The 24,901-nt window shown below is 73.5% G+C and carries 15 protein-coding genes and 2 pseudogenes; 13 read left to right on the top strand and 4 right to left on the bottom strand.

Annotation, left to right across the window (positions count from 1 at the left end; translation table 11 throughout):
• Window positions 1-217 precede the first annotated feature (217 nt).
• Together FHS37_RS16120 and FHS37_RS16115 are read left to right on the top strand one after the other, a co-directional pair.
• On the top strand, window positions 218-1,396 hold the full coding sequence (locus FHS37_RS16120; RefSeq protein ID WP_184821693.1) for a Cmx/CmrA family chloramphenicol efflux MFS transporter: 1,179 nt from the start codon (window positions 218-220) through the stop codon (window positions 1,394-1,396).
• Window positions 1,397-2,116: 720 nt separating this feature from the next.
• The gene (locus FHS37_RS16115; RefSeq protein ID WP_184821691.1) at window positions 2,117-3,334 is read left to right on the top strand and encodes a cation:proton antiporter; all 1,218 of its coding nucleotides are present in this window, start codon (window positions 2,117-2,119) and stop codon (window positions 3,332-3,334) included.
• 664 nt (window positions 3,335-3,998) lie between these two features.
• On the opposite strand, the gene FHS37_RS16110 is transcribed toward FHS37_RS16115, so the two are convergent.
• Window positions 3,999-4,652, bottom strand: coding sequence for a YceI family protein (locus FHS37_RS16110; RefSeq protein WP_184821689.1), 654 nt, complete (start codon window positions 4,650-4,652; stop codon window positions 3,999-4,001).
• A 489-nt stretch (window positions 4,653-5,141) separates the two neighbouring features.
• On the opposite strand from FHS37_RS16110, the gene FHS37_RS16105 reads away from it, so the two are divergent.
• Together FHS37_RS16105 and FHS37_RS16100 are read left to right on the top strand one after the other, a co-directional pair.
• Complete coding sequence (locus FHS37_RS16105) at window positions 5,142-5,402, top strand: hypothetical protein (RefSeq protein WP_184821687.1); 261 nt, start codon at window positions 5,142-5,144, stop codon at window positions 5,400-5,402.
• Window positions 5,403-5,736: 334 nt separating this feature from the next.
• A pseudogene (locus FHS37_RS16100) lies at window positions 5,737-5,862 on the top strand (IS5/IS1182 family transposase); the annotation flags it as partial.
• Window positions 5,863-6,141: 279 nt separating this feature from the next.
• On the opposite strand, the gene FHS37_RS16095 reads toward FHS37_RS16100, so the two are convergent.
• Window positions 6,142-6,645: a MarR family winged helix-turn-helix transcriptional regulator gene (locus FHS37_RS16095; protein ID WP_184821685.1), complete on the bottom strand. Its 504-nt coding sequence runs from the start codon at window positions 6,643-6,645 to the stop codon at window positions 6,142-6,144.
• A 73-nt stretch (window positions 6,646-6,718) separates the two neighbouring features.
• Here FHS37_RS16095 and FHS37_RS16090 point away from each other — a divergent pair, with 73 nt between their 5' ends.
• From FHS37_RS16090 to FHS37_RS16075, 4 genes and pseudogenes are all read left to right on the top strand, one after another.
• Window positions 6,719-8,842, top strand: coding sequence for an MMPL family transporter (locus tag FHS37_RS16090; protein ID WP_184822148.1), 2,124 nt, complete (start codon window positions 6,719-6,721; stop codon window positions 8,840-8,842).
• An 85-nt stretch (window positions 8,843-8,927) separates the two neighbouring features.
• The gene (locus tag FHS37_RS16085; protein WP_184821683.1) at window positions 8,928-9,824 is read left to right on the top strand and encodes an SDR family oxidoreductase; all 897 of its coding nucleotides are present in this window, start codon (window positions 8,928-8,930) and stop codon (window positions 9,822-9,824) included.
• Window positions 9,825-10,590: 766 nt separating this feature from the next.
• Window positions 10,591-12,162, top strand: coding sequence for an SDR family oxidoreductase (locus FHS37_RS16080; RefSeq protein ID WP_184821681.1), 1,572 nt, complete (start codon window positions 10,591-10,593; stop codon window positions 12,160-12,162).
• A 41-nt stretch (window positions 12,163-12,203) separates the two neighbouring features.
• A pseudogene (locus tag FHS37_RS16075) lies at window positions 12,204-12,401 on the top strand (deoxyribodipyrimidine photo-lyase); the annotation flags it as partial.
• 291 nt (window positions 12,402-12,692) lie between these two features.
• Here FHS37_RS16075 and FHS37_RS16070 read toward each other — a convergent pair.
• Window positions 12,693-13,106 (bottom strand): SRPBCC family protein, encoded by a 414-nt coding sequence (locus tag FHS37_RS16070; RefSeq protein WP_184821679.1) that lies wholly within the window; start codon window positions 13,104-13,106, stop codon window positions 12,693-12,695.
• A 241-nt stretch (window positions 13,107-13,347) separates the two neighbouring features.
• Between FHS37_RS16070 and FHS37_RS16065 the strand changes: the two genes are divergently transcribed.
• The 4 genes from FHS37_RS16065 to FHS37_RS16050 all read left to right on the top strand — a co-directional run bounded on the left by FHS37_RS16065 (window position 13,348) and on the right by FHS37_RS16050 (window position 14,975).
• Entirely contained in the window at window positions 13,348-13,794 is a 447-nt protein-coding gene (locus FHS37_RS16065; protein ID WP_184821677.1) for an SRPBCC family protein, read from the top strand.
• Between the two features lie 47 nt (window positions 13,795-13,841).
• Entirely contained in the window at window positions 13,842-14,099 is a 258-nt protein-coding gene (locus FHS37_RS16060) for an HU family DNA-binding protein (protein ID WP_184821675.1), read from the top strand.
• Between the two features lie 307 nt (window positions 14,100-14,406).
• Window positions 14,407-14,634, top strand: a complete 228-nt coding sequence (locus tag FHS37_RS16055; RefSeq protein WP_184821673.1) for a hypervirulence associated TUDOR domain-containing protein — start codon at window positions 14,407-14,409, stop codon at window positions 14,632-14,634.
• Window positions 14,631-14,975, top strand: coding sequence for a DUF3140 domain-containing protein (locus FHS37_RS16050; RefSeq protein WP_184821671.1), 345 nt, complete (start codon window positions 14,631-14,633; stop codon window positions 14,973-14,975). Before FHS37_RS16055 ends, FHS37_RS16050 begins: the two co-directional genes overlap by 4 nt.
• A gap of 387 nt (window positions 14,976-15,362) precedes the next feature.
• Here FHS37_RS16050 and FHS37_RS16045 read toward each other — a convergent pair whose 3' ends face one another.
• Window positions 15,363-15,896: a 2'-5' RNA ligase family protein gene (locus tag FHS37_RS16045; RefSeq protein WP_184821669.1), complete on the bottom strand. Its 534-nt coding sequence runs from the start codon at window positions 15,894-15,896 to the stop codon at window positions 15,363-15,365.
• Between the two features lie 520 nt (window positions 15,897-16,416).
• Here FHS37_RS16045 and FHS37_RS16040 point away from each other — a divergent pair.
• A complete protein-coding gene (locus FHS37_RS16040; RefSeq protein WP_229889863.1) occupies window positions 16,417-24,768 on the top strand; it encodes a type I polyketide synthase in 8,352 nt (2,783 codons plus the stop codon).
• Window positions 24,769-24,901: the final 133 nt, after the last annotated feature.

Genomic DNA, 24,901 nt, shown 5'->3' with positions numbered 1-24,901 from the left:
GGGTGCCTCGACGGGCATCGGTCGGGTACCGTGCGGGCCATGTCGAGTCCTGAGTCGGACGAGGTGGGGGCTTTCGGTCACGCCGTCAGCCCCCTGGACCACTGAGCTCGTAGCCCTGTCGTCGCGCCGCGTCCTGCGGCCGGGCGAGTGTGCCTTCGGGGCCGGCCGCGGTGACGAGATGACCTTCTCGTGCCTCTCCTCACCTCGGAGCCACTCGATGCCTCTCCCGCTGTATCTGCTTGCCATGGCGGTCTTCGCCATGGGCACCTCGGAGTTCATGCTCGCCGGTCTGTTGCCGGACATCGCCTCGGATCTCGACGTCACCGTCGGGACGGCGGGCGCGCTCACCTCGGCCTTCGCTCTCGGCATGGTCGTCGGTGCTCCCCTGGTGGCCGCGCTTGCCCGCAACTGGCCCAGGCGCTCCAGCCTCCTGGGGTTCATCCTCGCTTTCGCGGCAGCTCACGCCGTGGGCGCCCTCACCACCAGCTTCCCGGTCCTGTTCGCCACCCGGGTCGTCGCCGCGCTCGCGAACGCGGGGTTCCTCGCCGTCGCCCTGACGACTGCCGCCATGCTGGTCTCACCCGGCAGGAAGGGGCGTGCGCTGGCCGTGCTGCTGTCGGGCACGACGGTGGCCACGGTCGCCGGTGTCCCCGGCGGGTCGGTACTCGGCACGGTCCTCGGCTGGCGGGCCGCGTTCTGGGCCGTCGCCGCTCTCTGCCTGCCTGCCGCTCTCGGCATCCTGAAGGCGATCCCGGCGGGGCCCGTGGAGGAAGAGGCGACTGGCGGGCCGGCCTTGCGAGCGGAGCTCGCCCGGCTCACCAGGCCACCGCTGATGCTGGTGATGCTGCTCGGCGCGCTGGTGAACGCGGCCACGTTCGGAAGCTTCACCTTCCTCGCCCCCGTCGTGACCGGCACCGCCGGGCTGGGCGAGTTGTGGATCTCTGTCGTTCTGGTGCTCTTCGGCGCCGGTTCCTTCGCCGGGGTCACCGTCGCCGGCCGGCTGTCCGACCAGCGTCCCGGTCTGGTCCTCGCAGTCGGCGGCCCGCTGCTGCTCATCGGCTGGCCGGCCCTGGCGGTGCTGGCCGACGAGCCGCTCGCCCTGCTCGTCCTCGTGTTCGTGCAGGGCGCCCTGTCGTTCGCGCTGGGCAGCACCCTGATCACCCGGGTCCTCTACGAGGCCGCGGGAGCCCCCACCATGGCCGGGTCGTATGCGACCGCGGCACTCAACGTCGGCGCCGCCGCCGGCCCCCTCATCGCCGCGGCCACCCTCAGTACCCCGGCCGGGAACCTCGGGCCGCTGTGGGCGAGCGGGTTCCTGGTTGCGATCACACTGCTCATCGCGTTCCCTCTCCGCACCGTGGTCACGGCCGGCCGAAGTGCCGAGGCGCTCCAGTGACGCACGCGAACGCCCCTGAACATCGAGGGACGCCGAAGGCTCGTCGAACGCTGTCACAGCCGTCCGGTCTCCCCCGTGGCCGCCGAGGCCGGCGCCTCCCGCGCCTCACCGCCGCCGTCCGGTGGGAAGAGGGTCGCTGGATCGCCGCGATCTCCGGCCCCTTTGCCGCTCATATGGAGCGGCATGCAAGCTATGCGCCCTTTGTCGTGCGCTAGAATTCTTTACCGAGCCGTGACGCTCCATTGAGCAGTCGATTGCTCAATCTGTGGAGCTTGTCCTTGTGACGGAATCTGGATCTGGGTGCGACGGGGGGACGTGACATGGATCGAATGGTCCAGGCCGTTGACCTGCCCGCTACCGGGACTTCCTGCCGTGCGCCCGTCACGGCTGTCAGGACTGTGCGTATCGACAACGCGGCTCGTGACAGCGTCCCCGACTCGGGCAGTGCTGTTCTCGGCGTCTGATCTCCCGGTCCGACGCACACACGGTGGGCGAGCCGAAGCCGCCTGCGGCACTGCCGCCCGGCCGGATGGCCGGACGCCGACCACCCCCTGACCGGCCGCCCGCACCCACTCCGAGACCGGCTCGGTCGTGTCTCGCTCGACCTGACCGAGCGTTCCCGTACGCCCGGCCCCATGGCCGACCTCATCGGCAGCGCCCGCTTGCCGCCCGTGACCACGAAGGCACAGACGCCGTCGCCGAACCGGAGGACAGACGCCCGTGCACAACACCACCGCCATGCTCATCGAGCTCGGGGCCATCATCCTCGCCCTGGGCCTGCTGGGACGCCTCGCCGGCCGTATGGGCTTCTCGCCCGTCCCCCTCTACCTGCTGGCCGGACTCGCCTTCGGCCACGGCGGCATCCTCCCGCTCAGCGCCAGTGAGGAGTTCACCGCCACCGGCGCCGAGATCGGCGTCATCCTGCTGCTGCTCCTGCTCGGCCTGGAGTACAGCGCCTCCGAACTCGTCGCCAACCTCAAGACCCAGTACCCCTCCGGCGCGGTCGACTTCGTGCTCAACGCCGTACCGGGCGCCGTCGCCGCGCTGATCCTGGGATGGGGGCCGGTGGCCGCCGTCGCGCTGGCGGGCGTCACCTGGATCTCCTCCTCCGGGGTGATCGCCAAGGTTCTCGGCGACCTGCGCCGGCTCGGCAACCGCGAGACCCCCGTCGTCCTCGGCGTCCTCGTCATCGAGGACCTCGCCATGGCCCTCTACCTGCCGATCCTCACCGCCCTGCTCGCAGGCGTCAGCCTGGCCGGCGGCGCCGTCACCCTGCTGATCTCCCTGGGCACGGTCGGCGCCGTCCTCTACATCGCACTGCGCCACGGACGGCTGATCAGCCGCGCGGTCTCCTCCGACAACGCGGAGATGCTCCTGCTGGTCGTCCTCGGACTCACCCTCCTCGTCGCCGGCATCGCCCAGGAACTCCAGGTCTCGGCCGCCGTCGGCGCCTTCCTCGTCGGGATCGCCGTGTCCGGTGAGGTCGCCGAAGGCGCCAGCAACCTCCTCACCCCGCTGCGGGACCTGTTCGCCGCCGTCTTCTTCGTCTTCTTCGGCCTGTCCACCGACCCCGCCGACATCCCGCCCGTCCTCGTCCCCGCCCTCCTGCTCGCCGTCGCCACCGCCCTGACCAAGGTCGCCACCGGCTGGTACGCCGCACGCCGCGCCGGAATCCAGGGAGCAGGTCGCTGGCGGGCCGGCGGCACCCTGGTCGCCCGCGGCGAGTTCTCCATCGTCATCGCCGGACTCGCCGTCGGCGTCGAGCCCCGCATCGGCCCGCTGGCCACCGCCTACGTCCTGATCCTCGTCATCGTCGGCCCGCTCACCGCCCGCTACACCGAACCGCTGGCCCGCCGCCTCATCCGCAGGTCCACTGCCTCGGCACCGGCCACTGCACCCGCCGATGCGGGGTCCGAGAAGTCCCACGCCCCTGTCTGAGCACGTCCGGCAGGCAGTGGCACTCTCGGCCGTGCACCACCAGCAACGGACGGCACCACGACCACGCGGTCCCCTGCGGGTTCGTCGGCGAACGCCGCACCGGACCCGCAACCCGGCGACCGGCAGGAGGACCCATGACCTGCACGCCGCGGCCGGTGCGTTCCTCGACGGCCGCGTCCAGATCCTGGCGGACGCCTCCACCACCGGTCACCGCCTCATCCGTGCCGGACCGCACTCCCCCGCGAGTCGGGCGCGAAGGCCACGGCTCCGGGCCACGGACGGCGTGTGCCGGTGCGCGAACATCTCGCCGCAAGCCGAACCGGCCGGCCCACCGCGGCCACCCCGGAATGAACCGCTCCGCAATTGGTGGAGGCTGTGACGCGCCCCGGTTCCAATGCAGTCACCTTGCTGGACAGCTGAGGCTCCAGACACTCAAGGAGGCTTCCGTGCCCCGCGGTTACCCGGCCGGGTTCCGGTGCGAGGTCCTCGAACTCCTCGCATCCGGGGCACATCACGGCCGCCCGTCGGCAACCGGCTCCCCACGAGGAACCCACTCGTCGGCACCGAGGGCGGCGGCGCGGACCGGCAGATCGCGGCTCGGTGCGCCGCGATCGCCATGACGGTGGTCCGCGGGATTCCTCGGGCGAACACGTCTCCTGGGGAGCTAGGACGTGGACCGGATCGCGGAGATGTCGAACTGCAACCGGACCTTCTCGCTCACCATGGCGCCGCCGTTCTTGAGGCGCTGGTTGTAGACCAGGCCCCATTCGGTGCGGTCGATGGTGGTGGTGCCGTCGAAGCCGGCCCGTTCGTACCCGAACGGATCGAGGACCGAGCCGAGGTAGTCGAGTTGCAGGTCGACGGGCCGGGTGACGTCACGGATGGTCAGGTCTCCCGTCATGCGGAAGCTCTCCCCGCCCTCGTGGACGGTGGAGGTGCTGCGGAACACCATCTCCGGGTAGCGCCGCACGTCGAAGAAGTCGGCGCCGATGAGGTGCGCGTCCCGTTGTTCCACGCCCGTGTCGACGCTGGCGACCCGGATGACCAGTTCGGCCCTCGACTCGGAGGGCCGCGCTCCGTCGAAGTACAGCGTGCTGTCGTAGTCGGTGAAGGCCCCCCGCACCGTCGTCACCATCGCGTGCCGGACGGAGAACCCGATGCGGCTGTGCGGGCGGTCGATGGTCCACCTCCCGGTCAGCGCTCGCAGTGCAGGATCCAGCGCGACACCGGTGCTCCAGGCCTCCGCAGTGGGCGTGCTGGTACCGGCAGCCGGCGTCGGTTCGATGACGGCTGTCTGGCGGCGGCTGAAGATACCCATGAGGTCGTAGGCCCTTTCTGTCTGCTCACCCCGTGCTATCACGGAGTCGGCGGGTGCCACGCAGCGAGATGGTCGGCCTCGTCCGGGTTTCATGCTGTCGACCGCAAAGCTGCACAAGATCGACATGAGTGGTCTCCGGTTGACCGGCGAGGCCGGTCTTCCGTGTGACCAACGTGTTCAGCGACGCCGAGAGGGCCTTGGTGGTCGGGGCTGCCGCCGTGCTCGCCGCTGGTCGTCCCCGTCCGGGCGGCCGGACGCTCCTGGCCGCCTTCACCCCGTTCACCGCCGCCTCACCACGTCCCGGACACGTTCCGGGGCGAAACCGCACCCGCTCAACGTCGAGATCCCTTTCGCCGCGGTGCTGCCCGACCTTTTCGGGCAGGCCTCACGACTCCTGCCCGACCCCCTCCGGACAAGGAACTGGAGCACCGCGGTCGCCTCCCTGCCAGACTCCGGCACGCCGCCGGCCTGCTCCCCGCGGCGAAGAAGGTGCTGCTCGAGCGCACCGCCACCCGATCGGTGCTCGCAGGGCTGGGCGGGGGCACCCTCGACAGCCTCAGCGTCTGGGCCGACGCGCGGCTCAACGTGTACGAGGGTCGCCTGGAGACCGACCGGACCAGGCATCGAGCCCAAGCGGAGAAGATCGCCGGCAACCGGGAAGCCATGAAGCACCTCGTCGAAGCACTCGAGCCGCTCCTCGCGGACTTCGAGCGCGCGCATCCTGGCTCCCGACTCTCGAACAGGGCGTGACCATGACGACATCCGCGCGGGCATGGCCTTTCGCCATGACCCGGGTCATGCGCACCGACTACCGGCTGGTGGCCGCACCGGACTTCCTGCTGCACAGCGGGCAGGCCGCCGGCCTGAACGCCGCTGCGAACGGGAACATCGACCCTGACTGCGTCCACCTCAGGCCCTGTTCCGGTCCGGAGGGTCTCGAGGCTGTGGTGCGCATACCGTGCGGTGCCGCTGCTCACGGCGGGCGTCGACAGACCGGGCGACACGGCACTCGACGAGTTCGGCCGTCACATCCGGCTCATCGAAGGCATCGTATGCCGGCAGCGTCCCGACGCAGTGCTGGGGCGAGGCCGAACGGGCGATCGACGCCCTCGAAGGCTTCCGCGCCGCGGCCACTCGATTCGACGGAAGGGCTTGCGTCTTCCACGGCACGGTGACCGTCACCGCGATCCGCCTGTGGCTCCGCTCCTGAGCCCCCGCTCACTTCCGGTTCGTCCCGGCCCACCGCAGAACGGGGCGGTCGGCGGATGCGTACTCGCCCGCGTTGCTGAACACGCCGGCACAGCGTGGGCGTTCGGCCTTGCCGAAGAGGTGGTCGAACGACCCGCGGGAGCGGCTGGACAAGGAGATCCGGTGCCGTAGCCGTAGACGGTCACGAGATGGTGGTCGACAGGGAGTTCGTCTCGCGGCCCCATGCCGCTGTTTCGCCGGGGTCAGCCGGTCACGGACGGCGCCGCCCGGCCGGGGAACCTCAGCCCCGGTCGCGGCGCGACAGGACCCGCTCCCGGTTCGTCTCCGCGAGGAACCGGACGATCACCGTGAGCTCCTCGGGCGTGAAGCGGCCCCGTGCGAGATCGGTGCCTCGCGCAAGCGGCCGGAAGCAGTCCCTGATCAGTCCCCTGGCTGCCTCCGCGAAGCACAGATGGACCACACGACGGTCGTCGGCTGCCCTGACCCGGCGGATGTGCCCGGCCCTCTCCAGCCTGTCGACGCACGCGGTGACCGCACCCGACGTGAGGTTGAGCTGTCCGCTCAGCCGGCCGGGGGTCATGAGCTCGCCCGTACCGTCCGGATCGGCGTCCAGGACCGCGACCAGGGCCTGGACGTCGGTGGGGTGCAGACCCTGTGCCTGGGCGAACTCGCGGGCGACGCGGTTGAACTCACCGTTCATCCGGCGCAGCAGGACGGCGAACGACTTCAACCCCGTCGGGTCGTCTCCCGGAAGGGGTACCGGAGGGGTGGATGAGCCACTCATGGCTCTACTATAAAGTAACTCAACGATTGAGATATTTACTCGTCGACTCACTTCCTCCACTGCTGGGATGCTCATGAGAACCGCACCGTCCTGGGCCCGATGGCTCGTACCCCTCGTCCTGCTGCTGGTCTGGCTGGGGGTGGGCGGAACGCTCGGACCGTACGCGGGCAAGCTGGGCGAGGTGGCCACCAACGACCAGGCCGCGTTCCTGCCGCAGAGCGCCGAGTCCACGAAGGTGCTCGAGGCCCGTGAGGCGTTCGACCAGTCCGAGACGCTGCCGGCGATCGTGGTCTGGACGGCGGACGGGAACCGGGTCACCGAGGCACAGCGGGCTGCCGCCACCGACTCCGTCGGCACGCTCGTCGGAAGCACCGGTGTCGTCGGCCGGCCGTCACCCGCCCTGCTCTCCGACGACGGCCGGGCTCTCCAGGCCGTCGTCCAACTCGAGCCCGACCTGGGCGAAGAGCTGCCCGCAGTCCTCGACGAGGTCCGTGCGGCGGCGCAGAACGTTCCGGACAGCGAGGCGCAGATCGCCGGCCCGGCGGCGAGCCAGGCGGATCTGTCGGACGCGTTCGCGGGCATCGACGGCCTGCTGCTGGGTGTGGCGCTCGCCGCCGTGCTGGTGATCCTCCTGCTCGTCTATCGCAGCGTCCTGCTGCCGTTCCTGATCATCCTCGGCTCCGTCTTCGCCCTGGGACTGGCCTGTGCCGTGGTCTACGCGTTGGCGGAGCGGGACGTGGTCCGCGTCGACGGCCAGGTGCAGGGCATCCTGTCCATCCTGGTGATCGGCGCGGCGACCGACTACGCCCTGCTGCTGGCCGCCCGCTTCCGCGAGGAGCTCGCCGCGCGCGGGGACCGGGCCGCGGCCGCCGTGGCGGCGGTGCGGCGCTCGTTCGGCGCCATCACCGCAAGCGCCGCCACTGTGGCGCTCGGGCTGCTGGCCCTGCTCGCCAGTGACCTCACGAACAACCGTGCCCTCGGACCGGTGGGCGCCATCGGCATCGTGTGCGCCGTCCTCACCACGCTCACCTTCCTGCCGGCCGTGCTGGCCCTGCTGGGCCGTACCGCCTACTGGCCCTCCCGCCCGAAGCCGTCGGACGCCTCCGCGGAGGGCCACGCGGTGTGGCGTCGAGTCGCCGCGCGAGTGGACGCACGTCCGCGCCTGACCTGGGTCGTGACCGGGCTCGCCCTCGCGGCCCTCGCGGCCTTCTCTCCCACGCTGTCCGCCAAGGGCGTCCCGCTCGACGAGATCTTCGTGAACGACGCTCCCTCCGTCGCAGCCCAGGAGACGATCAGCGAGCACTTCCCCGGCGGGTCGGGAAACCCTGCCGTCATCATCGCCGACGCCGATCGTGCCGACGCGGTGACGACCGCCGCGAAGGACACCGAGGGCGTGGCGTCGGCGGGCGCGGTCTCCGCCTCGGGACGGCCGGGGACCGGTGAGCCGCAGGTCGCCGACGGGCGTGTCCTCGTCGACGCCACGCTGGACGCGGCGGCGGACAGCGACGCGGCCAAGGAGACCATCGAGCGGTTGCGCGAGAACGTGCACGACGTCCCGGGGGCCGACGCCCTGGTCGGCGGGTACACGGCGCAGCAGTACGACACCCAGCAGACCGCCGCTCATGACCGTACGGTGATCGTTCCCGTCGTGCTCGTCATCATCCTGCTGATCCTGGTCCTCCTGCTGCGCTCGCTCTTCGTGCCGGTGCTGCTCGTGGCGACGGTCGCGCTCAACTTCCTGGCGACGCTGGGAGTCTCGGCGCTCGTGTTCGAGCATCTCCTCGGGTTCGGCGGGACGGACGCGTCCGTCCCGCTGTACGGATTCGTGTTCCTGGTGGCTCTCGGCGTCGACTACAACATCTTCCTGATGTCCCGGGTGCGTGAGGAAGCGCTCGTGCACGGCTCGCGGCAGGGCGTGCTGCGCGGACTGACCACGACCGGCGGGGTGATCACCTCCGCGGGTGTGGTGCTGGCCGCCACGTTCGCGGCCCTGATGGTCATCCCGTTGGCGTTCCTGGTGCAGATCGCCTTCATCGTGGCGTTCGGAGTACTGCTCGACACGCTCGTGGTCCGCTCGCTGCTGGTACCCGCGCTCGTGATCGACATCGGGCCCCGGATCTGGTGGCCCAGTGCCCTGGCCCGCGGCGGCGGCCGTCCGGTGGGGCCGGAGCAGCCCGCCGAGCAGCACTCGGCGTAGCTGCGGCCGACGTGCCGAAGGCCCGGCCCGCGTCTAGCGTGGGCCGGGCCTTCGGCATCTCGGAATCACGGAGAGGAGCCGTTCCATGCGGGTCGCACGGAGCCCACTGCACGGTCGGACCGCCGTCGTGACCGGCGCGGCGCGCGGTCTGGGGGAGGCCACGGTCAGGGATCTGGCCGGCCGGGGCGCGAAGGTGGCGCTGCTGGGCCGTGAGGAGCGCACTCTGGCTCGTGTGAGGGACTCCCTGCAGGGGGACTGCGAGTGCTGGGAGGTCGATGTCACGGACGACCGGCGCATGGCCCGGGTGGGAGCGGACGTCCGTGCGCGGCTCGGGCCTCCTTCCATCGTGATCGCCAACGCGGGAGTCGCCGAGGGCGGCCCGTTCGCCGAGTCGGACCCCGCGGTCTGGCGCCGGGTGATCGAGGTGAACCTGCTGGGCAGCGCCACCACCGCCCGGACCTTCATGAAGGACCTGTTCGGCACCCGCGGCTACTTCCTCCAGGTCGCGTCGCTCGCGTCCATCGGTGCCGCGCCGATGATGAGCGCCTACTGCGCGTCGAAGGCGGGCGTCGAGTCCTTCGCCCACTCCCTGCGGGCGGAAGTGGCCCACCGTCACGTGGGGGTGGGCATCGCCTACATCAACTGGACGGACACCGACATGGTCCGGGACGCCGACGCGCACGCGGTGCTGCGGGAGCTGCGGGGACACATGCCGCCGCCGGCGCGGCGGGTGTATCCCGCGGCGTACGTGGCGAGACGACTGGTCGACGCGATCGAACGGCGCCGGCCGACCGTCTACGTGCCCCGCTGGCTGCGGTCGACCCAGCTGGTGCGCGCGGCGATGCCACCCGTGGTCACCCTGCTCTCGCGACGGGAACTGCCCCGTCTCGACGCCGTGGAGCCCTTCGAGGCCACGGGGCTGCTCGGCGCCGGCGGGCAGGCCGACCGGGCCGCCCGCGACCCTGGTCCTGCATCCGGTTGACCGGGCCGGTCCCGGGTGCGTCCCGCATCCGCGGGCGGGGCCGCTCCCGAAGCGTTTCCCGTGAGGACTGATGAGCTCGGGGGCCGCGTGACATCTTCGGCGGGAGGCGCGCATGCACGGTGTGATGACGGGCGGGGCCCACGGGGACGGCCGCGCGGCCGGGCCGCTGCGTCGACGCCCGGCAGCGGTGGCGGGTGCCGAAGGCCCCGAAGCTCCGCCGCACCGGCGGGATCCCGGGCTGGGGGCCGCCCCTTCGCTGCCCGTCGTGTCCCTGCGTCCTCTGGACCCCGTCGCATCAGGGCCCGATGCCGGTGGTCCCGCTTCCATCCGCTCGGCGAGCCCACGGTCACCGACGTGCCGCACCGCCCGCCGATCACGACGGAGTCCACCCGTCAGCGGCAGCGGCCCCGGGGCACGCGTGCCGGACGACGGCGAACCGGAAACCGCTCGAACCCGTCTCGGTGCCCCGGGCGCCCGGTTCTGTCCGCCGGCCGACCGGTCCGGTCGCCCGTACCGGCGGTGCTGGAGGCGGGACGGCAGGCGGCCCCGCCGAACAGCGGCACGACGGCCGTGGTCGGGATGCGGGCGGACCCGCGTGAGCCGGTGCCGCGGCGCGGGTCCCTGATCGAGGTGGCGCCGGAGCCGGGAGGGCCCCGCCTCCTCGTGACGGCCGTCGGCCGCGTCGCCGCGACGGGCGCGGTCACGCTGTTACGGCCATGATCGAAGGGAAGGGGCGGTACGGAACGCGCACCGGAAGGAAGCGACCATGGGTATGGACGGACAGCCGGCCCCAGAGCGCCTGCACTGCCTGGTGACCGGGGCGTCCGGCTACGTAGGGGGCCGTCTGGTCCCCGAACTGCTGGAGGCCGGCCACCGAGTCCGGTGCCTGGCCCGCTCCCCCGGCAAACTCCGCGACCATCCCTGGGCAGCCGATGCCGAGACCGTCCGGGGGGACGTCACGGACGCCGAATCGGTCGCCGCCGCCCTGCGCGGGATCGATGTCGCGTACTACCTGGTGCACGCTCTCGGCACCGGTTCCGGTTTCGAGGACACCGATCGCCGGGCGGCCCGGGTCTTCGCCGAGCAGGCGCACGCCGCAGGAGTGCGGCGGATCGTCTACCTGGGCGGGCTCACGCCCCGGAACGTGCCCGAGGAATCCCTCTCACCGCACCTGCGCTCCAGGGCCGAGGTGGGACGCGTCTTCCTCGACTCCCCCGTCCCCGCCACCGTGCTGCGGGCGGCGGTCGTCATCGGCTCGGGTTCGGCGTCGTTCGAGATGCTGCGCTATCTGACCGAGCGGCTGCCCGTCATGGTCACGCCCAGATGGGTGCACACCCGCACGCAGCCCATCGGTGTACGGGACGTGCTGCGCTACCTCGTCGGCTCGGCCGTCATGCCGGACGACGTGGACCGGACGTTCGACATCGGCGGGCCTGACGTCCTGACCTACCGGGACATGATGGACCGGTACGCCGCAGTCGCCGGACTTCGCCACCGGATGATCGTGCCCGTACCGGTGCTCACCCCGCGCCTGTCCAGCCACTGGGTCGGACTCGTCACCCCGGTGCCCGCCTCCATCGCCCGGCCGTTGACCGAGTCGCTGCGCCACGAAGTGGTCTGTCACGAACACGACATCGCCCGGTACGTACCCGATCCTCCGGGCCGGCCGCTGCCCTTCGACGAGGCGCTGTCCCTGGCCCTGCGGCGGGTTCGGGAGGCTCAGGTCGCCACCCGCTGGTCGTCCGCCGCCGTCCCGGGTGCGCCCAGCGACCCCCTGCCCACCGATCCGGACTGGGCCGGCGGCAGCCTCTACCAGGACGAGCGGCAGCTGACGGTCGACGCCTCCCGGCAGTCGCTGTGGAAGGTGATCGAGGGCATCGGCGGAGACAACGGCTGGTACTCCTTCCCGCTGGCCTGGGCGGTGCGGGGCTGGCTGGACCGCTTCGTCGGCGGCGTCGGCCTGCGCCGCGGGCGACGCGACGCCGAGCGCCTGCGGGTCGGCGACTCGTTGGACTTCTGGCGCGTCGAGGAGATCGAGCCGGGCCATCTGCTGCGGTTGCGCGCCGAGATGCGGTTGCCCGGCCTCGCGTGGCTGGAGATGTGCGCCGAGACGGACGACGAGGGCCGTACCCGCTACCGGCAGCGCGCCCTGTTCCACCCACGAGGTCTGCTCGGCCACGCCTACTGGTGGGCCGTCTCGCCCTTCCACGCCGTCGTGTTCGGCGGCATGGCCCGCAACATCACCCAGGCCGCCGCGAAGGGCCTGAGCGCCCGCCGGGCCCCGTCGGGTACCGGCCGCATCCACCCGTCGCGCCACGGGGGAGGACAGCGCCGGTAGGAACCGGGTCCACAGCGCACCACCCCGTCAGGAGCACCAGCGTGACCGTCGCGGTCGTCCTGTTCACCTCGGATCTGTGTCCGCACGACCATCCGCCGCTGCGCGCCGCGCTCGCGTCGGCCGACGAGGTGGTGCCGCTCTTCGTGCGTGCTCCCGGTGTGCACGCGGCCGGCTCCGACGCACCGAACCGTAGGGCCTTCCCCGCCGGCTGCCCGGCCGGCCTCGACGCTTCGCCACGACGAGTGCGACGGCATCCGCCCGAGCACGTTGCGCCCGGTGAAGGCCGGGTGCCACGTGGTGCGCGTACCTGACGGACCGCCTCGCCTCACCCGCGCACGGCGGACTCCACGTGCTCCGCCCCGGTGCCGGACTCGTGCGGATTCTCGACGATCACAGCGCGCCCGCTTCCGCGACCGGGACGGACGAACCGTGCGAACCCTTCCCGGCCCCGTCGCGGTGGGGCGGCCACCCGCAGCAGGCACCGCCCTCGTCCAGCACGCCGCAGCCGGGCTGTGGGGCTGCCGAAGGCGTCAGCGCTCCGCGCGTTCCACGGCGGTCTTGATGCCGCTCAGCGCTTCCTGCAGGCCGTGGTCGACCTGGTCGCCTTCGGTGCTCTCGGTGTGCAGTTCGACGGTGAGCCGGCTGATGCCGGGACTGTCACCGGCCGCGACGTGCAGGCGCCCGCGGTAGTCGTGCGGGCCCGGTGCCCCCCACTCCAGACTCTTGCCGTCCTCAACGACGTGGATCCAGGCCTCGCTCTCGACGTCCTGCTCAGGCGCGTCGGCGGGGTCGATGTGCGCGGTGACGGTGACCCGGTCACCGTCGTGGGGCCGGGCGGAGGTCAGGCGGGGCATGTAGGCGGGCAGGTTCTGCACGTCGGCGAGGTAGGAGAACAGCCGCTCCGGCGGAACGTCCACCGTGATCGAGTCGTCGTAGTCACCCATGCCTTCGGCTGTGCCCCCGTCTGCGGGTCCGCGAAACGAAACGAACCGCTCCGTCATCCGGGTGGGCGGCACCGCCGGCACGAGGCGGCCCCGAGGACCTGCCCGCGCGGCCTCGCGGGGGCTGACCCGCCCGGGTGGTCATGGCGCACCCGGGCGCGGGTACCCCGGCGGTACGGGCATGGACCCGTAAGGGCTGCCGCAACCAGCACGTCCCCCTCCCAGCGGACGAGGGGTGTACACCATGGCGCAGGTCGAAGAGTCGATCGAGGTTCACGTGCCGGTGAACACCGCCCACGACCGGTGGACGCGGTTCGAGTCGTTCCCGAAGCCCATGGGCGTCGAACGGATCGAGCAGCGCACGCAGACGCTCACCCACCGGGCCACCTCCGTCGGCGGGGTCGAGCGGGAGTTCGACGCGCAGATCACCGAGCGGATCCCGGACGAGCGGTTCGCCCGGACCGCGGTCGGCGGCGAGGCCGAGCAGGCCGGCGTGGTCACCTCCCACCGCCTGGACGGCACGCGGACCGAAGTGGTGCTACAGATGGACTTCGACCCCGACGGGCCGGCCGAAACGGTCGGCGACAAGCCGGGCCTCGTCCGCGAGCAGGTCACCGGTGACCTCGAGGGTTTCGAGCACTTCCTCGAAACCCGCGGGCAAGAGACCGGCGCCCGGCGCGGCAGCGTCTGACAGCCCCTGTCTGCAACCGTGCGACTCCGGAAGGCGGAAGATCTTTCATGGACAAGAATGCACTGATCGAGGCGACGGCGACGAAGACAGCGCACACCGGTGCGCAGCTGCCACCGGACGAGGTGGAACGCGTGCTCGACGCCCTGTTCGGCACAGTGGAGTACGCCGGGGCCATCGCCGAAGGCCTCAGGCAGGGCGAGACGGTCACCGTGCTCGGCTTCGGCGACTTCCACCTCGAAGACGACCGCCCCGCTCTGCGCCCCGGCCAGGCACTGTACGAGTACGTCAACGGCACCACGCGCTGACACCGCCCGCGGCATTCGTCGCCTGATCAGCGACCCGCCCCCGGGCGAGTCACCTCCCACGACTGGCACAGCGGGTGCGCGATACGACAAGCTGCACGAGTCTGGGAAGCGTACGGTCCCTCCTGGTGTCTGCGGGACGGCTTTCCGGCGGGCGGACCTCCGCGGGCGATCAGGACACGCAAACCGACCGCGCACTCGCCGTGCCCTCACATGTCCGCCTCCACATGATCACCTGCGCAGGCTTCCCTTCCCCGTGTGAAGGGCGCGGCTCCTCATACAGCTCCGTGTCCGACGGAAGGAGCACGTTGTGCCGAAGAAGGACGGCCTGAAAAAAGGCGACAAGGTCTCGTGGAAGAGCCACGGCCAGAGCGTCACGGGAAAGATCAAGAAGAAGATCACCGAGAGGACCCGGGCGGCCGGACGCCCCGTGGACGCCTCCGGGGACGACCCGCAGTACGAAGTGGAGAGCGACCGGTCCGGCCGCTCCGCCGTGCACAAGCCCGGCGCCCTGCGCAAGAGGGGCAGGAACTCATGACCGCAGCCAAACAGCAGGACGACGACCGGGACAGCGTCCGGAAGGATTTCAACGACGCGGTCAACATGACCCCCGGTGAACTGAAGAAGTGGCTGGACACCGACGAGTCGAAGAGCGTCGGGCAGAGTGACGGCGGAGAAAGCGTGGGCCACGCCTCCGGACGGCGCATCATCGACCTGCTCTCCACCAAGAAGGACGACCTGAGCGACGACGACATCGCTCACATGCGCAAGGTCGTCGGCTACGTCCACCGGCACATCAAGCAGCGTCCCGACGGAGACGTGACAGACACCCCCTGGCGCCACTCCCTGATGAACTGGGGGCACGACCCCCTGAAATGACCGCGGTGGCGGCGCAACCAGCAGCGCGTCACGCGAAGCCCGTGCAACCGGCCGACGTCGTCCGGGCCGGCTTGCGCTGGTCCGACGAGCGGGAGATCGCGGACTGGGACCGGCCCCGTACCGGCAGGAGCCCGGCCCCGGTCCTCCTTCCTGGAGCCCGCCACCCACCGAGCCCGAGGTCGCTCCGTGGCCCGGTCGTGCGGACGCCCGCGTCCGTACGGCGGCGGTACGGCACGTGGGCGTGGGAGACCCGGATCGCCGACCTGCAGGCCGGGGCAGGACGACCGGATCAGGGAGTGCTGTGGCGGCAGGGGCGTTGCGGACGGTGCCGCCGGCCGCCGGGCCACCGCTTCGGCGGGGGCGCCGGCCGATTGGCGCCGGGGCGTCTCAGGGGCGGGGCTCCAGCACCTCCAGGGCACCGGTCTCGGTGTCGTAGCTGCGCAGGGTGACGAGCCGGACCGACAGCGGTGGTGCCGGCAGCAGTTCGGGGATGCGCCGGCCGGCGAAGGCACCTGCCCGCCGGGTACGGCCGAGGGTGACGTGCGGGCTCCAGCGCCCGGGTTCGTGGAACGGGCTGAGGGACTCGGGCGGGCTGTCCGAGGCCACCGCCTCCCACACCCGGCGGTGCAGGCCGGCCAGCGCGGAGTCGAGATCCAGCGCCCAGGCCAGCACCGAGGTGGGCCTCTCGAAGCGGACCACGCCGGTGAACCGCACCGGCAGCGGCAGGGCGGCGGCCACCTCGGCGAGCTCCCAGCGGATCGGGGTGGTCAGCTCGGGGCAGGCGGCCAGGGTGAGGTGCGGGCTGTTGGTCGGTGAGCGGTGGCGCGCCTGGCTGGGCAGCCCCGCGTCCGCGAGCCGCCGCCAGGCCTCCCGAACCGCCAGCTCCGCCGCCTCGTCCAACAGAAGCTCGACCGTGCGCACCGCCGCAGCCTACCGTGTGCTGCTCGAGAAGTTGTCGCCGCACGTCACGCCGCGTGCCTGCACTCGTTGACCAGGCCGCCCGGGATCCGGGTCCGCGGCACTCGGCGGGTGTCGGGGTCGTGCACCGCGGCGTCGGACTGGTTCCGGGCGTCAGGGGGTGGCTGCTGCCGGGACCGGCAAGGGCGGTGCGCGTCGCAGTGCCGTCGGCAAGCCGCCAGGACGCGGCGCGGGTGTGGGCCTCGTCCACGATCAGGACATGGCCGAGGGCCTCACGGCGGACGCCGCCGATGGTCCTCTCGCAGTGGGCGTTCCTCCGAGGAGCCCGCGGGGCGCTCAAGGTCACCCCCAGCCCCTCGGCCTCGGAGACCGCGCCGAACGCCGCACCGTGCTCGTCGTCACCGCGCGGGTGACCGCCACTACGGGCTCCGGCCGTCCCGGTACCGGGCGGCGCCGCCGCCACAGGGAACCGGGTGAACCGCGCCACCATCTTCTCCAGGGGTTCACGGGAGGGTTGGAACGAGTGGGTGCAGACACGAACACCATCAGGCCGCTGCCGGAGTCGCTCCGGGAACACGCCCGGCGCTTCGGGGAGAAGGTCGCCTTCCAGGACCGCCGTACGCGGCGGACCTACCGGGACCTGGAACGCAGGACCGGACGGCTGGCCGGCCACATGGCGGGGCTCGGCCTGGCCCGGGGCGAACGGGTGGCCGTCCTGCTCGGCAACCGCGTGGAGGCGGTCGAGAGCCTGCTCGCCGTCACCCGGGCGAGCGGGGTGGGCGTGCCGCTGGATCCCGGGAGCTCGGAGGCGGAGCTGGCCCGTCTGCTGGACGACTGCGGTGCGCGCGTGCTCATCACCGACGAGGCCCGGCTGACGCGTCGGCGGGGGCTGCTGTCCCGTCCCGGGCTGATCGTGGTGGTGGCCGAGGGCGGTGAGGAGGACGGGGACGCTCCCCCGTCCGGGGACTCCGGAGCGGCGGGCGGGGTTCCGCGCTACGAGGAGCTGGCGCGTACGGAGCCGGGGACGTCCGCCCGGGACGATCTCGGGCTGGACGAGACGGCGTGGCTGCTCTACACCTCCGGGTCCTCCGGGACCCCCAAGGGAGTGCTGTCCACCCAGCGCAACCGCCTCGCGCCGGTCGCGGCAGGCCTCGTCGGCGTCCTCGGCCTGTCGGAACGGGACCGGGTGCTGTGGCCGTTGCCCCTCCACCACGCCATGAGCCAGGTGGTCTGCGTCCTCGGGGTGACCGCGACCGGTGCGAGCGCCGTGCTCCCGCCCCGGTTCTCGGTGACGGAGGTGCTCGGCGAACTGCGCCGCACGGACGCTCCCTACACCCTCCTCGGCGGGGTGCCGACGACGTACTCGGCCCTGCTCGACGCGGTCCGGAGCGAGGAGGGCGGCGGGGACGGCGGCGGGCTCGGGACGCCCGCGCTGCGGGGCTGCATCAGCGGGGGCGCTTCGGCGGGGCCCGAGTTCCGGAGGTCCTTCGAGGCGATCTGCCGGGTCCCCTACCTGGAGCACTACGGCAGTACCGAGGCGGGTCCGGTCACCATGGCGGCACCGGGAGGCACCCCGGAGGCCGGGTCGTGCGGCCGGGTGCTGCCCGGCACCCGGGTCCGGGTCGGCGGTGGCGCGGACGGACAGGACGCCGGCGAGGGCGAGTTGTGGGTGAGCGGGCCCGGGGTCATGGCCGGCTACCACGGCAGGCCGGAGGCCACCGCCGAGGTGTTGCGCGACGGCTGGTTCCGCACCGGCGACCTGGCCAGGATCGAGGCCTCGGGCGAACTCGTGATCACCGGCCGGGTGAGTGAGCTGATCATCCGGGGCGGGGCGAACGTCCACCCCTCGGAGGTGGAGGCGGTGCTGCGGCGGCTGCCCGGGGTGGCGGACGCCGCCGTGGCCGGACGTCCGCACCCCGCCTTCGGCGAGGTGCCGGTCGGCTACCTGGTCCCCGAGCCGGGCGGCGTGCTGGACAGGGGGGCGGTCCTCGCCGCCTGTCGTGCGGAACTGTCCGCCTCCAAGGTGCCCGCCGAGCTGTACGAGGTGGAGGACATTCCCCGTACCGCCTCCGGGAAGGTGCGGCGGCATGCCCTCGCCGACCGGCCCGCGCGGACGCTGGGCACGGGGGCGGCCGGGGAGTCGACGGACCTGCTGGCCCTGGTGCGGAACGAGGCGGCGGCCGTGCTCGGCTGTACGGCGGAGGCCGTGGAGCCCGGGACGGCGCTCCGGGACCTGGGCATGGACTCGCTGGCGGCGACGGTGCTGCGGGAGCGGTTGTCGGCGGTGACCGGCCTGCCCCTCTCCGAGGCCGTCGCCTTCGACTTCCCCACGGCCGCCGCGCTCGCCGCCCACCTCCGCTCGCGGAGCGCCGCCGCACCGTCCGGCGCCGGGACCGCGCACCGGGGCGCGGCCCGGTCGGACGGCGACCCCGTGGTGATCGTGGGGATGGCCTGCCGCTATCCCGGGGGCGTGACCTCCCCGGAGGAGCTGTGGCGGCTGGTGGCCGAGGGGACGGACGCCATCGGTCCGTTCCCCACGGACCGGGGCTGGGACACGGAGGAGCTGTACGACCCGGACCCCGGGCGGCCCGGCCGGACGTATGTGCGTGAGGGCGGCTTCCTCTCCGGTGCGGACCGCTTCGACCCCGGCTTCTTCGGCATCTCCCCCCGCGAGGCCCTGGCCATGGACCCGCAGCACCGGCTGCTGCTCGAGGTGGCGTGGGAGGCCTTCGAGCGCGCCGGTCTCGTTCCCCGCAGCCTGCGCGGCTCGTCGACCGGGGTGTACGTCGGGCTGATGTACAGCGACTACGCCGGCCGCCTCACGGAGGTGCCCGAGCACGTCGAGGGCTACCTCGGCATCGGCAGCGCCGGGAGCGTCGCCTCGGGCCGTATCTCCTACGCCTTCGGTCTGGAGGGGCCGGCCGTCACGGTGGACACGGCGTGCTCGTCGTCCCTGGTGGCCCTGCACCTGGCGGCCCAGGCGCTGCGCCGGAGCGAGTGCTCCTTCGCGCTGGCCGGCGGGGTCACGGTGATGTCGGGGCCCTCGTCGTTCGTGGAGTTCAGCCGGCAGCGGGCGCTGGCCCCGGACGGCCGCTGCAAGGCGTTCGGCGCGTCCGCCGACGGCACGGGGTGGGCGGAGGGCGCCGGCATGCTGTTGCTGAGCCGGTTGTCCGAGGCGCGCCGCGCCGGGCTTCCGGTGCTGGCCGTGGTGCGCGGGTCGGCGGTGAACCAGGACGGGGCGAGCAACGGTCTGACGGCACCGCACGGCCCGGCGCAGCAGCGGGTGATCCGGCAGGCCCTCGCGGACGCGGGGCTGGCCCCCGGGGACATCGACGCGGTGGAGGCGCACGGCACCGGCACCCGGCTGGGCGATGTCATCGAGGCGGAGGCGTTCCTGGCGACGTACGGGGGTCAGGAGCGGGAGCGTCCGCTCTGGCTGGGCTCGGTGAAGTCGAACATCGGTCACACCCAGGCCGCCGCCGGGGTGGCGGGCGTGATCAAGACCGTGCAGGCGATGGCGCACGGCGTGCTGCCGCGTACGCTGCACGCCGACGAACCGACCGGCCGGGTCGACTGGTCGTCGGGACGATTGGCACTGCTGACCCGGGAGGTGGAGTGGCCGAGGACGGACCGCCCGCGCCGGGCGGGGGTGTCCTCCTTCGGCATCAGCGGCACCAACGCCCACGTGGTGCTGGAGGAGGCCCCGGCGGATCGGGGTACCCCGCCGCCGGTTTCCGTGGCGGACGACGGGGCCGGGAGCGGCCGCGTCGACGGCGGGGCGGTGCCGGCGTCCGTGGTCGTTGCGGTGTCGGCGAGGAGCGGGCCGGGGCTGCGGGCCCAGGCGCGGCGGCTGTACGACCGGGTGGCCGCCGACCCGGACGCGGCCCCGGTGGACATCGGGTACTCGCTCGCCACCACCCGCACGGTCTTCGAGCACCGGGCCGTGGTGGTGGCCCGGGACCGTACGGAACTGCTCGCCTGCCTGCGGGCGGTGGCGGAGGGCGGAAGCCGGCCCGGGGTGCGGACGGGCACGTCCCGCCACCAGGGCCCGCTGGCCCTGCTCTTCACCGGCCAGGGCAGCCAACGCGTGGGCATGGGACGCGAGTTGTACGGGTCCCGGGAACTGCATCCGAGCTTCGCCCGGTCGTTCGACGAGACCTGCTCCCTGCTCGACCCGCTGCTGCCGGTGCCTCTGCGGGACGTCGTGTTCGCCGGCCCCGGCACGGAGACGGGCGCGCTCCTGCACACGACCCGGTTCGCGCAGCCGGCGCTCTTCGCCCTGGAGACCGCCCTGTTCCGGCTGCTCGAGGCCTGGGGCGTACGCCCGGACCTGGTGGCCGGGCACTCGGTGGGCGAGGTGACCGCGGCGCATGTCGCCGGTGTGCTGTCCCTCGCGGACGCCTGCACCCTGGTGGCGGCCCGGGGCCGGCTGATGGACGCGCTGCCCGCGGGCGGTGCGATGGCCGCCGTGGCCGCCGACGCGGACGAGGTGGCCGAAGCGGCCGCCCGACTCGCCGGGACGGGGCGTGCGGTGGAGATCGCCGCCGTCAACGGGCCCGCCTCCGTGGTCGTCTCCGGGGACGAGGCCGCGGTGCGGGAGACCGTCGCGTACTTCCGGGAACGGGGCCGGTCCACGACGCCACTGCGGGTGAGCCACGCCTTCCACTCCGCGCGGATGGAACCCATGCTGGCCGACTTCGCGGACGCGGTGCGGCGCCTCTCCTTCACCGCGCCGCGGATTCCCCTGGTCAGCGCCGTGTCCGGCCGGGCTGCCACCGAGGAGGAGCTGAGCTCACCGGAGTTCTGGGTGGAGCACGTCCGCCGCCCGGTCCGCTTCGCCGATTCGGTGGCGTACCTCCAGGACCGGGGCGCGGCGCACTACGTCGAGCTGGGCCCGGACGGGGTGCTCGCCGGGCTGGTCCGGAGCTGCCTCGCCGCGACCGGAACGGCTCCGGCGGGCCCGGGCACGGACGGAACGTCCGGCGGTGAGCGGACCCCGACGCCGCTGGTCCTGCCGACCCTGCGCGGGGCGCGGCCGGAGGCGGACGCCCTGCTCGACACCGTGGCCGCGTTGCACACCCATGGCGTGCCCGTCGACTGGCGGGCCGTCTTCGCCGGACGCGGCGGGCGGCGGGTCACCCTGCCCACGTACGCCTTCCAGCGCCGCCGGTACTGGCTCGACGCCACTCCGCGGCATCGGTCCACTCCCCCGCCGGGCACTGCGGCCCATCCGCTGCTGTCGTCCCGCACCGCGACGGCCGACGACGACGGGCTGCTGCTGGGCGGGCTGCTCTCGGCGCACGACCAGCCCTGGCTGACCGACCACGTGGTGGCGGGCGCGGTACTGCTGCCGGCGGCCGCCTTCGTGGAGATGGCCCTGCACGCCGGCGCGTCGGCGGACGCGCCCGTCCTGGACGGACTCGCCCTGACCGCGCCGCTGTCGCTGCCCGCGGACGGCACGGTCGAGCTGCAGGTGAAGGTGTCGGGGCCGGACGGCGCGGGACGGCGGACCGTGCTCTTCCACGCCCGGCCGCACACGCCGGCCGGTGACCGGCCCTGGCAGCGGCACGCCTCCGGGACGCTCGTGCCGGAGCAGCGGCCGGCGGACCGCGGAGCGGCCGCGACCGCGGCCGGGGCCGCGCCCTGGCCGCCGTCGGGCGCGGTGCCGCTGCACGCCGGCGATCCGTACGAGCGGCTGGCCGGGAACGGGCTGAGTTACGGTCCCGCCTTCCGGGGCCTGCGCGCCGCCTGGCGGCTCGGGGAGGAGCTGTACGCCGAGGTCGCGCTGCCCGAGGCCGCCGGGGCCCCGCTGCCGGAGGCCGGTGCTCCGGGATTCGCCCTGCACCCCGCGCTGCTCGACGCGGCGCTGCATGCCCTGGCCCTCGACGGCCGCGCAGCGGACCGTACCGGGCCGGGCGGGACGGGCGGTGGCGGGGTGTCCCTGCCGTTCGCCTTCGACGGGGTCCGCCTGCTCACCGCCGGCGCGCGGCGGCTGCGGGTGAGGATCACGCCCGGACCGGACGGACGGGCCGGGGTGGAGCTGACCGATACGGCGGGCGCACCGGTGGCCGCGGTGCGTTCGCTGACGCTCCGGCCGCTTCCGCGCACCGGACCGGGAACGGCGGGCCCGGTCACCGGAGTCCTCCACCGGATGGACTGGGTGCCGCTGCCCGAGTCGCCCGTCCCCGTGGCGGTGCCCCCGTGGGGCGTCCTGGGCGCGGCGGGCGCACCGCTGGTGGATGTGCTCGCGCCTCGGGGCTCCGGCGTTCCCGTGTGCGCCGACCCGGCGTCGGACGGCGCGTCACCGGCCGTTCTCGTCGCACCGTGCCCGCCGCCGGAGACGACCCGTGAGGCGCAGGACCCGGCTGCGCAGACGCGGTGGGCGGCGGGCTGGGCACTGAAGCTGGTGCGGGAGTGGCTCGCCGAACCGCGCCCTGCGAACTCCCGTCTGGTCCTCGTCACCTCCGGCGCCGTCGCCCCGGACGACGGCGGTTCGGCTGACGGCGGTCCGCTTGGCGGCGGCACCCGTTCCGGGGATTCCGGCGGAGGCGTTCCCGTACCGGCCCACGCACCGGTGTGGGGTTTGGTCCGTTCGGCCCTGCGGGAGAATCCGGGCCGGTTCGCCCTGGTCGACATGGACGACCACCCCGGCTCCGTGCGCCTCCTCCCCGCCCTGCTGGCCGCCGCGGCACCGGAGACGGTCGTGCGACGGGGAACGGCGTACGTACCGAAGCTGGTACGGGTGGCCGGGGCCACGGAGGAACGGCGGCCCCAGCGGGGGCTCGATCCGGAGGGGACCGTCCTGGTCACCGGCGGCACCGGTTCCCTGGGCATGCTGGTGGCACGGCACCTGGTCACCGCCCACGGCGTCCGGCGCCTGCTGCTCGTCGGCCGACGCGGGCCGGACGCACCGGGGGTGGGTGAACTCGTCGCGGAACTGGGCGAGTCGGGCGCCGAGGTGACCGTCCGGGCGTGCGACGTCGCGGACCGGGCCGCGCTCGCCGCCCTGCTCGACTCGGTGCCGGCGGACCGTCCGCTGACCGGTGTGGTGCACACCGCGGGGGTGCTGGACGACGGCATCGTCCCGTCGCTCACCGCCGGCCGTCTGGAGCGGGTGCTGCGGCCCAAGGCGGACGCCGCCCTCGCCCTGCACGAGCTGACCCGGGGGCGCGACCTGGCGATGTTCGCGCTGTTCTCCTCGGTGGCGGGTGCCTTCGGCTCCGCCGGTCAGGCCAACTACGCGGCTGCCAACTGCGTGCTGGACGCCCTGGCGCGGCACCGGAAGCGGCTCGGTCTGCCCGGTACGTCGATCGTCTGGGGTCCCTGGCGGCAGAGCGGGGGCATGACGGCGCACCTCACCGACGCGGACCTGCGACGGATGGCCCGCTCGGGTCTCGGCCCGTTGGAGGAGGACGAGGGCCTGGCCCTCTTCGACGCGGCCGTGACCGGTGACGAACCGGTGGTGGTGGCGGCCCGCCTCGATCCGGCCGCCCTGGGCGGTGGCGATCCGACGGCGGACCGGTCCCGGGCTCCCGTTCCCGTCGCGGCGGGCGCGGGCGGTGGGGGCGGGGTTCCGTTCGGCCGACGGCTGGCGGCCGCTTCCCCGGACGAGCGGGGCGGGTTGCTGCTCACGGAGGTGCGGGCCCTGGCGGCCTCGGTACTGGGTCACCCGGAAGGCGCGGGCGCGATCGACGGGGACGACCTGCTGGCCGACCTGGGGCTCGACTCCCTGGCCGCGGTCGATCTGCGCAACCTGCTCGTGGCGTCAACGGGGCTGGCGCTGCCGCCCACGCTGCTGTTCGACTTCCCGACCCCGCGTGCGGTCGCCGCCGAGCTGGCGGAGCGGTACGACCGGGAGGCGGTTCCTTCCGGCTCCCCCGGCGTCCCCGGACGGCCGGATGCCGTCGGCCGTCCGGGCGGCTCCGGTCGTCCGGCGGACGGCGGGGCTTCCGGCGGTCCGGGGACGGCCGGCTCGCCGCAGGCCCCGGTGCGGGCCGGGGACGCCCCGGACGCCGGGGGTGCTCCGGATTCCCTGAGTACGCTCTTCCGTACCGCCTGCGACCGGGGGCGGACGTGGGACGGCATGGCGCTGCTCACCCTCGCCGCACGCCTCCGTCCGGTCTTCGACAGCGCCGGGGCGCCCGGCGCGGCGCTCGAACCCGTCACGCTCGCACCGGGCGGCGCGGGACCCCGGCTGATCTGCTTCCCGGCCCTCAGCGCGCTCTCGGGCCCCCAGGAGTACGCGCGCTTCGGCGTCGGGCTGCGGGGCCTGCGGCCGGTCTCGGCGGTGCGGCATCCGGGGTTCGGGCCCGGGGAGGCGCTGCCGGCCACGCTGGACGCCCTCGTCACCGCCCAGGCCGCCGCCGTCCGCGCGGTCGCGGGTGACGGGCCGTCGGTCCTGCTGGGCCGCTCGGCCGGTGGCTGGGTGGCCCAGGCCGTGGCCGAGCGCCTGGAGGCCGAGGGCTCCGCCCCGCTCGCCGTCGTTCTGGTGGACACCTATCCCGGCAGCGGCGACGACCGTGGGCAGGCGCTCTCCGCGATGACGTCGGACATGCTGCGCCGGGCGGCGGAGTTCCCCTCGGCCGACCCGGGCCGGCTCACCGCCATGGCCGGGTACTTCGAGCTCTTCGCCGGCTGGGAGCCCTCACCGCTCGCCTCCCCCACGCTCTTCGTACGGGCCCGGGACCCGCTGCCCGGCGCGGAGCCCGCCCCGGCCTGGAGCCTGCCGCACGCCGAAGTCGTCGTACCCGGGGACCATTTCACCGTGCTGGAGGAGCACGCCCGTACCACCGCTCTCGCAGTCCATCACTGGCTGACCGGTCCGGACCGACCAACCCGTGATGCCCCGCACCGGTCAGAGATCCCGAAGCCCTGACAGGGGCTGCCGGCATCCCGTCGGCACCCGGGGGCAGCCCTCCGGCAGCGCTTCCGGCCCCGGGCGCCCCGGGGAAAGGAGGGCGGACAGCCGGCGAAGCGGTGGTGTCCGGAGCGAGGCGGCGAGGGACCAC

Source organism: Streptomyces griseomycini, from assembly GCF_014203535.1.
GTDB lineage: Bacteria > Actinomycetota > Actinomycetes > Streptomycetales > Streptomycetaceae > Streptomyces > Streptomyces griseomycini.
Note: the sequence above shows the minus strand (reverse complement) of the source record. Positions and strands in the feature narration are given on the sequence as shown.